Here is a 13,046-nt window from a genome sequence, read left to right as displayed (position 1 = left end):
CACGTTGATCGACTTACGCAGTGATACCGTAACCCGCCCCAGTGAAGCTATGCGTCAGGCCATGGCCAGCGCTGAAGTCGGCGATGATGTCTACGGCGATGACCCAACGGTAAACGCTTTACAGGACATGGCGGCACAACTTTGCGGCAAAGAAGCCGCGCTGTTTTTACCGACCGGAACGCAGGCCAATCTGGTGGCGTTACTGACGCACTGCCAGCGTGGCGAAGAATATATTGTCGGCCAGAAAGCCCACAACTATATGTATGAAGCAGGCGGCGCAGCGGTACTCGGCAGCATTCAGCCGCAGCCTCTGGACATGGACGCCGACGGTTCTATTCCGCTGGATAAAGTGGCCGCAGCCATCAAACCCGATGATATCCATTTCGCGCGTACCCGCCTGCTGAGCCTGGAAAACACGCATAGCGGCAAAGTGCTTCCGCTGGATTATCTGCAAAAGGCCTACGCGTTCACCCGTGAAAAAGGACTGGCATTGCATATCGACGGCGCGCGCATTATGAATGCGGCCGTGGCGCAAAACGTTGAACTGCGTGAAATTACACAGTATTGCGACACGCTGACCATTTGCCTGTCGAAAGGTCTGGGTGCGCCGGTTGGCTCACTGCTGGTCGGCAGCAAAGAGTATATCCAGCGTGCTAACCGCTGGCGCAAAATGACCGGCGGCGGTATGCGTCAGTCGGGCATTCTGGCAGCGGCGGCGATTTATGCGCTGGAAAATAACGTCGCACGTCTGAAAGATGACCACGACAATGCGCAGTGGCTGGCAGAAGAACTAAGCAAAATCGGCGTTGAAATCGCAGAGCCCGGTGCGCAAACCAACGTGCTCTACATCAAGCAAAGCGCGGAACTGGCTGCTAAAATGGGCCCGTGGATGCGCGAGCGCGGCGTGATCATCAGCGCAGGTCCTGTGACCCGCGTGCTGACGCACATCAATATCAGCCGCGAAGATCTGCAAAAAGTGGTCGCATTGTGGCAGGAATTCCTGCACCAGCACGCCTGATAATCCGTTACGTCTGCGGCGGTAACCTGCGGGTTATCGCCGTACTTTCTGAATTCTCTCCCTACACTGACTGAGCAAATGGAAATGCCAATCTCGACACAAACTGGCCGGGTCGTCATTCTCGGTGCCAGCGGATATATAGGACAACACCTTACCGCCCACCTGAGCCGGAATGGGTTTCAGGTGACGGCAGCCGCACGCCGGATAGAGTGGTTGCAACAGCAAAAATGGCCGCATGTGCGCTGCTGTTTTGCCGATGTTTATCAGAGTAAAACACTGGCCGCTGCCTTTGAAGGCGCTGACGTGCTGGTGTATCTGGTTCACGCCATGACGGAAGATGATGACCTTCTGGAGAAAGAGCGGCAGGCGGCGCAGCATACCCTGCTGGCACTGAAAGACTCTCAGATAAAGCACATCGTTTATCTCGGTTCGATGCAGCCTGAAGACAATCATTCCCCGCATTTACAGGCCAGAAAACTGACCGGTGATTTACTGCGCATGAGCAATATTCCGGTGACCGAGCTGCGCACCGGCATTGTCATTGGCGCGGGTTCAGCGGCGTTCGAAGTGATGCGGGACATGGTCTATAACCTGCCGGTACTGACGCCACCTCGCTGGGTGCGTTCAAAATCCTCACCGGTTGCGCTGGAAAATCTGCTCAATTATTTACAGGGTCTGGTGACATTACCGGCCACTGAGAACCGTGTTCTGGAAGCCGCCGGGCCGGAGTACATCAGCTATCAGACGTTGTTTGAACGCTTTATCGCCATGAGCGGAAAACGCCGCTGGCTGATCCCCATTCCCCTGCCGACTTCTTTTGTTTCGGTGTATTTTCTCAGTCTGATCACGTCTGTTCCGACGTCGCTCGCAAAGGCACTGATCCAGGGGCTGAACCATGATTTGCCCGCCGACAGCGCAGAATTGCAAAGGTTGATTCCCCAGGATCTTATCTCAATTGATGACGCGATCTGCAGCACGCTTGAGCAGGAACAAAAGCAGGTGATGGATTCACCGGACTGGGGATATGATCCCGATGCCCGTGCGCGCTGGCGTCCCGGTTACGGTTATTACCCGAAGCAAGCCGGTTTCACGCTGGAAACGTCCGCCTCAAAAGCCTCGCTTTGGAAAGTCGTGCAGCAACTTGGCGGTCAGGAAGGCTATTTTTATGCCAACGGATTATGGAAAACCCGCGCGCGCATGGACGATCTACTCGGCGGCGGTGTGAAATACGGTCGTCCGGATCGGGATTTCCTGAAAATTGGCGATAAAATTGATGGCTGGAAAGTGATCGGTCTGAAACCTCAGCGCGAACTGGCGTTGCTGTTCGGCATGAAAGCGCCAGGTTTGGGGCGTCTGACCTTCACCATCACCGATAACGGTGAAAGCCGCAGTCTGGATGTTCGTGCGTGGTGGCACCCTGCCGGATTCAGCGGTCTGCTGTACTGGTTCAGTATGATGCCCGCTCATCAGTTTATTTTTCGTGGCATGGCAAAGCGTATCGCCAGCCTGGCCCGTCAGAAAGATCGTTGCGGACGCTAAAGGGGGTTAATTAATCCGCTTTCGCACACAGCTTGCACCCTTTCTCATTGCAACCCGCACAATTTCACGAAAGAATGGCACCCTTATTGCTCAGGGGTGCCAGAACTCCGACGCAGCAAACATTTTTTCTCTATTTCTGAAGGCATTGGCCTGTATATGAAGGTTTTGGTTACCGGCGCGAGCAGCGGTTTAGGGCGTAACGCCGTCGAGTTTCTGCGAAATAAAGGCATTAAAGTCAGAGCGACAGGACGTAATGCCGCTATGGGCTCACTTTTGCAGAAAATGGGCGCAGAATTTATTCATGCCGATCTCACCACGCTTATCTCCTCGCAGGCGAAAGCGCTGCTGGCCGATATCGATACCGTCTGGCACTGTTCGGGGCTGATGTCGCCCTGGGGCAGCGAACAGGAATTCGAACTGGCGAATGTGCGCGCGACGCGACGTCTGGGCGAGTGGTCTGCGGCTTATGGCGTAGAAAACTTCGTCCATATTTCATCACCGGCCATCTATTTCGATTTCCATCATCATCGGGATATTCAGGAAGACTTCCGTCCGCACCGTTTCGCCAACTCTTTTGCGCGCAGTAAAGCCGCCGGTGAGCAGGTGATCCACACGCTGGCGATGTCTAACCCGCAAACCCATTTCACTATTTTGCGACCACAGGGTATTTTCGGCCCGCACGATAACGTGCTGTTGCCGCGCCTGATGCAGATGCTGAAATATGGCGGAACGCTGATGCTACCGCGCGGCGGTGAAGCGCTGGTAGACATGACGTATGTTGAAAACGCCGTCCATGCGATGTGGCTGGCAACCCAAACACAAGCCACAGAATCTGGCCGCGCATTCAATATCACTAATCAGCAACCCCGCCCGCTGCGTACGCTGGTCAAACAGCTGATGGAAAATCTGGATATCAAATACCGCATCCGCTCAGTGCCGTATCCGCTGCTGGATATGATGGCGCGGGGCATGGAGCGCATCAGCAAAAGCTCCCATAAAGAACCGGTGCTGACACATTACAGCGTGGCAAAACTGAATTTTGACCTGACGCTGGATACCCAACGTGCGCAGAAAGAACTTGGCTACGTGCCGGTGATTTCGCTCGATCAGGGGATTATCCGCACCGCCGACTGGCTGCGCGATCACGGTAAACTTCAGGGACTGCACGGTATCGGGCCAAAACGAGACTGACAAAAGTGCGACTGACCGCAATGGTCAGCCGCGCTGATCAGCTATTTGGATCCGGATACTGCTGCAACAAGGCCTGAGCAATGGCTTCGGTCTGGGCATCCGCATTCCCGCGATAATCACTCTGCCTGAAATGCATCTGGAACGCTGCAATCACCCGCTTTTGTTGCTGCGGTGTCATATTATCGTCCACTGTGTATCCGTACGCTTTCAGCAAGGCCAGTAAATGCGCCTGATCCACCGGCTGTTGCGGATTGCGCCCCGCCAGATACTGCTTCACTACATTCGCATCCGGCCAGGCGCCCACGCCGCGTTTCGCCATTTCCTGCCACGGAAATAACGGCCCGGGATCGTCCTTGCGCTGCGGCGCAATATCACTGTGACCCACCACATTGCGTGGCTCAATCTGATAGCGTGCGACAATCTCATTGCTCAAATTTGCCAGCAAATCAATTTGCGCAGGCGGGAACGGATAGAACTTTTTGCCGAGCAGATAATGGCTGTAGCCTTTGTTTTCCAGCTCGATACCCACCGACGTATCGTTCAGATTGGTGCGCCCGCGCCAGCCACTGGCACCCGCGTGCCAGGCACGCATATTTTCCGGTACCAGTTGCCACGCCACCGGTTTACCGTCTTCCAGCGGCGGTTTTGCCGGAATAAGGTAATGCGCACTGACGTGCTCATCGGTTAGCGTATTTAATGCGTTGTGGAAATCTTCCGCAGTATAGTGGATGACCAGAAAGCGGATCCGCTGATCCGCACCCTGCGCCTGTCGCGTAGTTTCCAGCCGGAACGGTGCATCGTCCGGCTGTTGGCTGGCGTGCTGACAACCGGCCAGCATCAGTAAAGCGGCGGTTAACAGACCACGCCTGATACGCTGGCCGATCATTTGCGATGCACAATGACAGCCGTACCGGAGACGCTCACCATCAGCATGCTGCTGTCTTTGCCCACGGTTTCATAATCGATATCAATACCGACAACGGCATTCGCGCCACGTTCTTTCGCCTGTTCTTCCAGTTCACGGAAAGCAATTTCACGCGCCTTGCGCAGCTCTTTTTCATACGCGCCTGAGCGCCCGCCGACGATATCGCGCACACCGGCAAAGAAATCACGGAAAATATTCGCGCCTAAAATCGCTTCGCCTGTCACCACGCCACAATATTCAGCGATAGTGAAACCTTCGAGGGTCGGAGTAGTTGAAACTTGCATGAGTATTCCTTATCAGTTGTCGTCCAAAGCCTGGCATTCATTTCATTTACAGCATAAACCATGCGTGCGGCATCGAGGTATCAGCCGGTGACTGATTTTCTCTTCGCCATGCATTAAGCCAAATCGGTTTTATACTGTATGGTAAAGAAAGTCATGGTGAAAATGTTCAATCTTTCAGTAAGGAATACGATGAAAAAGAAAACTCTTGTCGCCGCAATCCCGTTGGTGTTCATGTTAAATGCCTGCACCACGGTCGAACCTGCATACAAGGACATTGGCAGCCGTACCGCGCCGTGTGTCGACGGCGGCCCGGACAGCGTGGCTCAGCAATTCTATGATTTCCGCATTAAGCAAGGCGGCAGCGGTTTACCAAACTCCAGCCAGCTTGCCGCTTACCGGCCTTACCTGAGTACGGCGTTGTATAATGCGTTACTCAAAGCGCAGTCACAGCCTAAAGTGGATCTCGCCGCCACACCGAATGAAAAAACCGGTAACGGCGCAGTCGACGGCGATATCTTCTCCAGCCTGTTTGATGGCCCGACGTCCGCTTCCGTGGACAGCGCCTCAACCATTCCAAACACTGACGCCCGCAACATTCCTCTGCGCGTGACCTTCACACATGAGAAGGACAAAGGCGCATCCACCAGCTGGAAAGATGAAGTGTTAATGGTACGCGAAGGCAAATGCTGGACCGTCGATGATGTCCGCTACATGGCGAATCTTGATTTTGCTTCCAGCGGAACATTACGCCAGGTTTTAGAACACCAGTAACCGCTCTGCTTTCTAAAAATACCTCGTGAAAAAGGTTGGTCAGTGATGAATAACGTCATTGACCAACACCCCCGTCACAGATAGTTAACAATATGTTGTGCTAGACTTTAGCCTTCCTGCGGCAACACATAATTTTTAAGCCGCGATCGTTGCATAACTATGCTGTGGAAGTTACCATCTGCGGCATCAATGGCTATTCACTATTTGCGCATGAGTATTCAACTTAATAGCATCAACTGCTTCTACGGCGTGCATCAGGCGCTTTTTGACATTCAGCTTAACTGCCCCGCCGGTGAGACTTTGGTTTTACTCGGACCCAGTGGCGCAGGTAAAAGCTCCCTGTTACGTGTTCTGAACCTGCTGGAAATGCCGCGTTCAGGGACGTTGCAAATCGCCGGTAATACCTTCGATTTCACCCGTAAACCGGACGAGAAAGCCGTTCGTGAACTGCGTCAGAATGTCGGAATGGTCTTCCAGCAATACAATCTGTGGCCGCACCGCACCGTGCTCGACAACTTACTGGAAGCCCCGATGCGTGTTCTGGGTCTGACCAAAGATGTCGCGATGCAACGCGCCGAGAAATTGCTGACCCGTCTGCGTCTGACCGATTACGCGGATCGTTTTCCGCTGCATCTTTCCGGTGGCCAGCAACAGCGTGTGGCGATTGCCCGTGCGCTGATGATGGAGCCTCAGGTTCTGCTGTTTGATGAACCGACGGCGGCGCTGGACCCGGAAATCACCGCTCAGATCGTCAGCATCATCCGCGAACTGGCCGGCACCGGCATTACCCAGGTTATCGTGACCCATGAGGTTGAAGTGGCGCGTAAAACCGCCAGCCGCGTGGTGTATATGGAAAATGGCCGCATCGTCGAACAGGGTGATGCCTCCATTTTCGCCCAGCCGCAAACCAAAGAGTTTGCCAGCTATCTTTCCCATTAACTGTATTTTCACCAATACATTGATTGATGTTTTCTACGGAGTTAGCGATGAAAAAATTAGTAATTGCCGCGGTTCTGGCTACCGTCAGTTTGTCAGCCAGCGCGGCTGATACCATCCGTTTTGCGATGGAAGCGTCTTATCCTCCGTTTGAGTTTGTAGACTCCAGCAATCAGATTCAGGGCTTCGATGTCGATCTGGCTAATGCGATGTGTAAAGAGATGCAGGCAACCTGTACTTTTACCAACCAGGCCTTCGACAGTCTGATCCCAAGCCTGAAATTCCGCCGTTTTGACGCGGTGATTTCCGGTATGGACATCACGCCTGAACGTGAAAAACAAGTGTCCTTCACCAACGCTTACTACGACAACTCCGCTATTTTCATCGCGCATTCTGGTCAGTTCGCTGATGTTGCTGCGCTGAAAGGCAAACGTGTCGGTATGCAAAACGGCACCACCCATCAGAAATTCCTGATGGATAAGCATCCTGAAATCACTGCCGTGCCTTACGACAGCTATCAGAATGCCGTGCTGGATCTGAAAAATGGTCGTCTGGACGCGGTATTCGGTGACACCGCAGTGGTGAACGAATGGCTGAAGCAGAACAAAAACCTGGCCGCTGTCGGTGACAAAATCACTGACCCGACATACTTCGGTACCGGTCTGGGTGTTGCGGTTCGTCAGAACAATACTGAATTGCTGACTAAACTGAATGATGCTCTGGCAAAAGTGAAAGCAGACGGCACTTACAAAACGCTGTATTCAAAATGGTTCCAGCAATAAGTTTGCCTATCAATGACTGAATTCCAACCTTTAGCAAGCGCCGCCGGGATGACCGTCGGCCTTGCCGTTTGTGCGCTGATCCTCGGCCTGGTGCTGGCGATGATCTTCGCTGTCTGGGAATCCGCGCCGTGGAAGCCACTTAGCTGGCTGGGCACCGCGTGGGTCACCGTGCTGCGCGGCCTGCCGGAAATCCTGGTGGTGCTGTTCATCTATTTCGGTTCTTCTCAGCTGCTGATGGTGCTGGCCGATGGCTTTAGCATCAATCTTGGTCTGTTCGAGATCCCGATCAAGCTGCCGATTGAGAATTTCGAAGTCAGCCCGTTCGTCTGTGGCGTGATCGCCCTTTCCCTGCTGTATTCGGCTTATGCATCGCAGACTTTACGTGGCGCACTGAAAGCCGTGCCGCAAGGTCAGTGGGAATCCGGTCAGGTGCTGGGCATGAAAAAATCAGCGATTTTCTTTCGCCTGATCATGCCGCAAATGTGGCGTCATGCATTGCCGGGGCTGAGCAATCAGTGGCTGGTGCTGCTGAAAGATACCGCGCTGGTGTCGCTTATCAGCGTGAATGACCTGATGCTGCAAACCAAAAGCATCGCGACCCGTACTCAGGAGCCGTTTACCTGGTATGTGATTGCGGCCTGCATTTATCTGCTTGTCACCCTGTTCAGCCAGTTCGTGATTAAACGCATCGAACTGCGTACTACCCGCTTTGAACGGAGTGCTTCCTGATGTGGGAATATTTACCTGAAGTCCTCAAAGGATTGCACACCAGCCTGACGCTGACCGTGGCGGCGCTGATTGTGGCGCTGCTGCTGGCGATGATTTTCACCGTGATTCTGACGCTGAAAGTGCCGGTTGCCAGCCAGATTGTGAAAGGTTACATCACGCTGTTTACCGGCACCCCGTTGCTGGTGCAAATCTTCCTGATTTACTACGGTCCGGGTCAGTTTCCATCGATTCGTGAAATTCCGTGGTTATGGGAAGTGCTGTCACAACCGTGGCTTTGCGCGATGTTTGCGCTGGCGCTGAACAGCGCGGCATATACCACGCAGCTGTTTACCGGTGCGGTACGCGCCATTCCTTCCGGTCAGTGGCAATCTTGTGACGCGCTGGGTATGTCGAAGCCCCAGACCCTGCGTATCCTGCTGCCATATGCGTTTAAACGTGCGCTGTCGTCGTATTCCAACGAAGTGGTGCTGGTGTTTAAAAGTACCTCGCTGGCCTACACCATCACGCTGATGGATGTTATGGGTCACAGCCAGCTGATGTATGGCCGCACGTATGACGTGATGGTCTTTGGTGCAGCCGGTCTGGTGTATCTGTGCGTCAACGGTTTACTGACCCTGATGATGCGTCTGATTGAACGCCGTGCGCTGGCATTTGAACGCCGCAACTGATTAAGCAGAAAATACCTGAAGGGACGAGAAATCGTCCCTTTTTTTTGTGCCTGTAAAACCGGCCTCATGCCAGCTTATAATTTTTTAATCAAATTTATTGCATACAAATTCATTTAATGGCACTTTAATTACCGGTCTCACTTCCTGCCAGTTACCCGATTATATTAATAAAATCAGTAAACTGTACCGTGAAGGGAATGTCATTTTTTGAACAGGAATGTATTGCATGAAAAAGCTGATCCTCGCTGCCCTTTTGTCTGCCACTGCTTTTGCTGCCACTGCTGCAGATACTATTCGTTTCGGTACTTCCGCCACGTATCCGCCGTTTGAATCGATCGGTGCTGATAATCAGATTATTGGTTTTGATATCGATCTGGCGAACGCGCTGTGTAAGCAAATGCAGGAAACCTGCACCTTTACCAATCAGCCGTTTGATGGTCTGATCCCGGCGCTTAAATTCCGTCGTTTCGATGTGATCATTTCCGGCATGGATATTACCGAAGAGCGCAGCAAGCAGGTCACCTTTACCCAGCCTTACTACGCTAATACCGCGATGATCATCGGGCCAAAAGGCAAGTTCGCGTCCATCGCTGACCTGAAAGGCAAACGCGTAGGACTGGAAAATGGCACCACACACCAGAAATACCTGATGGAAAAACACCCTGAAATCACCACCGTCGGGTATGACAGCTATCAGAATGCGATTCTGGATCTGAAAAGTGGTCGCCTGGACGGCCTGTTAGGCGACACCGCGGTGCTAAATGGCTGGCTGAAATCCAACCCGAATCTCGGTGAAGTGGGTGAACTGATTAAAGATCCGCAATACTTTGGTACCGGCGTCGGCATGGCGGTGCGTCCTGATAATAAGGAACTGCTGGCGAAACTGAACACGGCGCTCGAAGGCATCAAAGCCAACGGCGAATTCCAAAAGATCAATGACAAGTGGTTCCCGTCCCACTGATCCCCCGTCATCCTTCGAGCTGACGCTGCGTTGGCCGCGTACCAATCTGCTCCCGGCAGATTGGTCACTCACCCCGGTCACATACTGATGTATGCTCCCGGGGTTCACTCAGTTACCGCATGGATTCAGCTCGAATGATTTTGGGGAACGGACTAAAAAGGCGGCTGTTCTGCGTAACATCTCTCAAAAATGTAATCTGCCAGAACTTATTACATCGAAAAAGTGATATCCGTCACACTACATTCATGGAATGACTTTTAAACTGTTCAACCGTAATCACTGTCGAGATCGAATGTTTATGCACGCACGTTTTCATACCGCCTTTGCGGCACTCCCTGAAAATTTATCCTCCGCGCTTGAGCCATTTCTGCGACATGACGACTTTCCGGCAATGTTCTCTGCGGCGGATGTTGCAGAGATAAAACAAGCGACAGGATTGAATGACGATGCGCTGGCCTTTGCTTTACTGCCGCTGGCCGCCGCCTGTTCCGTCACGCCTATTTCTCATTTCCACGTCGGTGCCATTGCCCGCGGTATTTCCGGCAATCTGTATTTCGGTGCCAATATGGAATTCGCCGGTGCGCCAATGCAGCAAACGGTTCACGCCGAGCAATCTGCAGTCACACATGCCTGGCTGCGGGGCGAAACCCGTCTGGCTTCCATCACCGTGAACTACACGCCTTGCGGTCACTGCCGTCAGTTTATGAATGAACTGACCAGCGGAACGGCGCTGAATATTCATCTGCCGGACAGAGACGTCGCCACGCTGGGCGATTATCTGCCGCATTCATTCGGACCGAAGGATCTGGATATCACCACCCTGCTGATGGATAAGGTCGATCACGGTTTCAAAACCGATACGACTGATGCGCTGGCGCTGCTTGCGCTGGATGCCTGTAACCAGAGTCATGCGCCTTACAGCAAATCGCACAGTGGTGTGGCACTGGAAACATCCAGCGGCAAACAGTTTGCTGGTCGCTACGCAGAAAACGCTGCGTTTAACCCAAGCCTGCCTCCGTTACAGGCCGCATTAATCTTGCTGAATATGTCGGGAGAAGATTGCCTGAACGTTCGTCGCGCGGTGCTGGTTGAGCAAAAAGAGGCGCTGATCACCCAAAAAGATGCCACACGCGCCACCTTAAACGCGCTGGGCTGTCAGGATGTGAGCACGCTGACCTGCTGATAGTGTGAGCGGGTTAACACTAAAGACTCCAATTCCGGAGTCTTTAGTTACATAACATTGTCATTACATTTGTCATTTGAAATCCTTATTTCCTCTCTGTTACCCTCACCGCTCCGAAATATAAAAAACAACATTCTGAACACCGGAAGAGTAAAACGATGGAACTTGAATACGAAAGTAAACGTCCCCTGTACATCCCTCACGCTGGCCCGATCCTGTTAGAATTCCCGCTGCTGAATAAAGGCAGTGCGTTCACCGAAGAAGAACGCAGCAATTTCAACCTCCACGGGTTGCTCCCGGAAGCGGTTGAAACTATCGAGGAACAAGCCGACCGTGCTTACCGCCAGTTTCAGAATTTCAAAACCGACATCGATAAGCATATCTATCTGAGAAACATTCAGGACACCAACGAAACACTGTTCTACCGCCTTCTCGACAGCCATCTCAGCGAAATGATGCCGGTAATTTATACCCCGACCGTCGGCGAAGCCTGTGAACACTTTTCTGATATTTACCGCCGCGCACGTGGCCTGTTTATCTCTTATCCGAACCGCGCTCACATTGATGACATGCTGCAAAACGCCACCAAACAACATGTAAAAGTCGTGGTGGTAACTGACGGTGAACGCATCCTTGGACTGGGCGATCAGGGCATCGGCGGGATGGGCATTCCGATTGGTAAGCTGTCTCTTTACACCGCGTGTGGCGGCATCAGCCCGGCCTACACCCTGCCGGTCGTGCTCGACGCGGGGACAAACAATCCGCAACTGCTCAATGACCCGCTGTATATGGGCTGGCGTCATCCGCGCATTACCGGTGAAGAGTATGAAGCCTTCGTCGATCAGTTCATTCAGGCAGTAAAAATCCGCTGGCCGAATGTGCTGTTGCAGTTTGAAGATTTTGCGCAGAAGAACGCCATGCCGCTCCTCGAACGTTATCGCGATGAGCTTTGCTGCTTTAACGATGATATTCAGGGCACAGCTTCCGTGGCGCTGGGCAGCCTGATTGCCGCCAGCAAAGCCGCCGGTGGCAAACTGAGTGATCAGACTGTCGCGTTCCTGGGTGCGGGTTCCGCCGGTTGTGGTATCGCCGAGCAAATCGTTGCGCAAATGAAATCAGAAGGCCTGAGCGAAGAAGAAGCCCGTGCGAAAGTCTTCATGGTGGATCGTTTTGGTTTGCTGACTGACAAATTGCCAAACCTGCTGGATTTCCAGAGCAAACTGGTGCAGAAAAGCAGCGCACTGGCAAGCTGGGGTATGGCGAATGACAGCATTTCGTTGCTGGATGTGGTGCGTAACGCCAGGCCGACTGTGCTTATCGGCGTATCCGGCCAGCCGGGTCTGTTCACCGAAGAAATCATCCGCGAAATGCATAAACATTGTGCGCGTCCGGTGGTAATGCCGCTGAGCAACCCGACATCGCGCGTAGAAGCCACGCCTGCCGATATCCTGAACTGGACCGACGGCGCAGCGCTGGTGGCCACCGGAAGCCCGTTTGCACCGGTAAGCCATAAAGGCACGCTTTACCCTATTGCCCAGTGCAATAACTCCTTTATCTTCCCGGGCATCGGTCTGGGTGTCATTGCTTCAGGCGCTACCCGCGTCACTGACGGTATGCTGATGGCTGCAAGCCGTACACTGGCAGAGTGTTCTCCGCTGGCGACCGAAGGTAAAGGCTCCCTGCTGCCGGACGTCGATGATATTCAGGGCGTGTCTAAATGCATCGCGCTTGAAGTCGGCAAAGCCGCACAGTTGCAGGGCGTGGCGATGGTGACGTCGGAAGATTCGCTGTCGAAAGCGATCGAGCACAACTTCTGGGCACCGCAATACCGCAGCTATAAACGCACCTCTTTCTGATAGCATTTTCGTCAAAAGCTGACTGACCATGATCCAGACCAATGCCCTGCGCATTGGTCTTTTTTTTCGGCTAAATTGCAGCGCATTACGCAGATTAGAAAGTAATTGCCTGAAAAGTGCTGAAAAAACCCGCGAAGCCGGCCGATGCAGAGTCCAACGTATTGCGAACCCCGAAGAGGTAAAGTAGCCTTGGATCCGATTTC

Annotated in this window: 13 protein-coding genes; 11 read left to right on the top strand and 2 right to left on the bottom strand. The window is 53.1% G+C overall.

The window, feature by feature from the left end:
- Window positions 1-4 precede the first annotated feature (4 nt).
- From ltaE to ACM615_RS15510, 3 genes are all read left to right on the top strand, one after another.
- Window positions 5-1,018 (top strand): low-specificity L-threonine aldolase, encoded by a 1,014-nt coding sequence (gene ltaE / locus ACM615_RS15520; RefSeq protein ID WP_132965403.1) that lies wholly within the window; start codon window positions 5-7, stop codon window positions 1,016-1,018.
- A gap of 84 nt (window positions 1,019-1,102) precedes the next feature.
- Window positions 1,103-2,557 (top strand): DUF2867 domain-containing protein, encoded by a 1,455-nt coding sequence (locus ACM615_RS15515; RefSeq protein ID WP_430319211.1) that lies wholly within the window; start codon window positions 1,103-1,105, stop codon window positions 2,555-2,557.
- Between the two features lie 156 nt (window positions 2,558-2,713).
- Window positions 2,714-3,748, top strand: coding sequence for an NAD-dependent epimerase/dehydratase family protein (locus ACM615_RS15510; RefSeq protein WP_112287286.1), 1,035 nt, complete (start codon window positions 2,714-2,716; stop codon window positions 3,746-3,748).
- Window positions 3,749-3,785: 37 nt separating this feature from the next.
- Here the strand turns inward: ACM615_RS15510 and ACM615_RS15505 are convergent, their stop codons facing one another.
- Together ACM615_RS15505 and ACM615_RS15500 are read right to left on the bottom strand one after the other, a co-directional pair.
- A complete protein-coding gene (locus tag ACM615_RS15505; protein WP_431012140.1) occupies window positions 3,786-4,634 on the bottom strand; it encodes an N-acetylmuramoyl-L-alanine amidase in 849 nt (282 codons plus the stop codon).
- Entirely contained in the window at window positions 4,631-4,957 is a 327-nt protein-coding gene (locus ACM615_RS15500; protein WP_112287284.1) for a heavy metal-binding domain-containing protein, read from the bottom strand. Before ACM615_RS15500 ends, ACM615_RS15505 begins: the two co-directional genes overlap by 4 nt.
- Before the next feature lie 189 nt (window positions 4,958-5,146).
- Between ACM615_RS15500 and ACM615_RS15495 the strand changes: the two genes are divergently transcribed.
- The 8 genes from ACM615_RS15495 (at window position 5,147) to ACM615_RS15460 (ending at window position 12,843) form a co-directional block, all read left to right on the top strand.
- Window positions 5,147-5,728, top strand: a complete 582-nt coding sequence (locus ACM615_RS15495) for a lipoprotein (protein WP_112287283.1) — start codon at window positions 5,147-5,149, stop codon at window positions 5,726-5,728.
- Between the two features lie 210 nt (window positions 5,729-5,938).
- Window positions 5,939-6,667: an arginine ABC transporter ATP-binding protein ArtP gene (artP, locus tag ACM615_RS15490; protein ID WP_112287396.1), complete on the top strand. Its 729-nt coding sequence runs from the start codon at window positions 5,939-5,941 to the stop codon at window positions 6,665-6,667.
- A gap of 47 nt (window positions 6,668-6,714) precedes the next feature.
- A complete protein-coding gene (gene artJ / locus ACM615_RS15485; RefSeq protein WP_112287282.1) occupies window positions 6,715-7,446 on the top strand; it encodes an arginine ABC transporter substrate-binding protein in 732 nt (243 codons plus the stop codon).
- Between the two features lie 12 nt (window positions 7,447-7,458).
- Window positions 7,459-8,175 (top strand): arginine ABC transporter permease ArtQ, encoded by a 717-nt coding sequence (artQ, locus tag ACM615_RS15480; RefSeq protein ID WP_431012139.1) that lies wholly within the window; start codon window positions 7,459-7,461, stop codon window positions 8,173-8,175.
- Window positions 8,175-8,843 carry an arginine ABC transporter permease ArtM gene (artM, locus tag ACM615_RS15475; protein ID WP_112287281.1) on the top strand — a complete coding sequence of 223 codons (669 nt, stop codon included), beginning with the start codon at window positions 8,175-8,177 and terminating at the stop codon, window positions 8,841-8,843. Before artQ ends, artM begins: the two co-directional genes overlap by 1 nt.
- A gap of 226 nt (window positions 8,844-9,069) precedes the next feature.
- Complete coding sequence (locus tag ACM615_RS15470; protein WP_129638982.1) at window positions 9,070-9,804, top strand: arginine ABC transporter substrate-binding protein; 735 nt, start codon at window positions 9,070-9,072, stop codon at window positions 9,802-9,804.
- A gap of 298 nt (window positions 9,805-10,102) precedes the next feature.
- Complete coding sequence (gene cdd, locus ACM615_RS15465; protein ID WP_129638983.1) at window positions 10,103-10,987, top strand: cytidine deaminase; 885 nt, start codon at window positions 10,103-10,105, stop codon at window positions 10,985-10,987.
- Window positions 10,988-11,145: 158 nt separating this feature from the next.
- The gene (locus ACM615_RS15460) at window positions 11,146-12,843 is read left to right on the top strand and encodes an NAD-dependent malic enzyme (RefSeq protein WP_120161169.1); all 1,698 of its coding nucleotides are present in this window, start codon (window positions 11,146-11,148) and stop codon (window positions 12,841-12,843) included.
- The last annotated feature ends 203 nt before the right edge of the window (window positions 12,844-13,046 follow it).

The sequence above is a fragment of the Rahnella sp. PAMC25617 genome (genome assembly GCF_050606005.1).
In the GTDB taxonomy this organism is placed as follows: domain Bacteria; phylum Pseudomonadota; class Gammaproteobacteria; order Enterobacterales; family Enterobacteriaceae; genus Rahnella; species Rahnella variigena.
Note: the sequence above shows the minus strand (reverse complement) of the source record. Positions and strands in the feature narration are given on the sequence as shown.

What these genes read in the sequence shown, in the direction of transcription:
- ACM615_RS15515 (WP_430319211.1), top strand. Translation starts at nt 1,103, where the DNA reads ATGCCAATCTCGACACAAACTGGCCGGGTCGTCATTCTCGGTGCCAGC.
- ACM615_RS15510 (WP_112287286.1), top strand. Translation starts at nt 2,714, where the DNA reads ATGAAGGTTTTGGTTACCGGCGCGAGCAGCGGTTTAGGGCGTAACGCC.
- ACM615_RS15505 (WP_431012140.1), bottom strand. Translation starts at nt 4,634, where the DNA reads ATGATCGGCCAGCGTATCAGGCGTGGTCTGTTAACCGCCGCTTTACTG.
- ACM615_RS15500 (WP_112287284.1), bottom strand. Translation starts at nt 4,957, where the DNA reads ATGCAAGTTTCAACTACTCCGACCCTCGAAGGTTTCACTATCGCTGAA.
- ACM615_RS15495 (WP_112287283.1), top strand. Translation starts at nt 5,147, where the DNA reads ATGAAAAAGAAAACTCTTGTCGCCGCAATCCCGTTGGTGTTCATGTTA.
- artP (WP_112287396.1), top strand. Translation starts at nt 5,939, where the DNA reads ATGAGTATTCAACTTAATAGCATCAACTGCTTCTACGGCGTGCATCAG.
- artJ (WP_112287282.1), top strand. Translation starts at nt 6,715, where the DNA reads ATGAAAAAATTAGTAATTGCCGCGGTTCTGGCTACCGTCAGTTTGTCA.
- artQ (WP_431012139.1), top strand. Translation starts at nt 7,459, where the DNA reads ATGACTGAATTCCAACCTTTAGCAAGCGCCGCCGGGATGACCGTCGGC.
- artM (WP_112287281.1), top strand. Translation starts at nt 8,175, where the DNA reads ATGTGGGAATATTTACCTGAAGTCCTCAAAGGATTGCACACCAGCCTG.
- ACM615_RS15470 (WP_129638982.1), top strand. Translation starts at nt 9,070, where the DNA reads ATGAAAAAGCTGATCCTCGCTGCCCTTTTGTCTGCCACTGCTTTTGCT.
- cdd (WP_129638983.1), top strand. Translation starts at nt 10,103, where the DNA reads ATGCACGCACGTTTTCATACCGCCTTTGCGGCACTCCCTGAAAATTTA.
- ACM615_RS15460 (WP_120161169.1), top strand. Translation starts at nt 11,146, where the DNA reads ATGGAACTTGAATACGAAAGTAAACGTCCCCTGTACATCCCTCACGCT.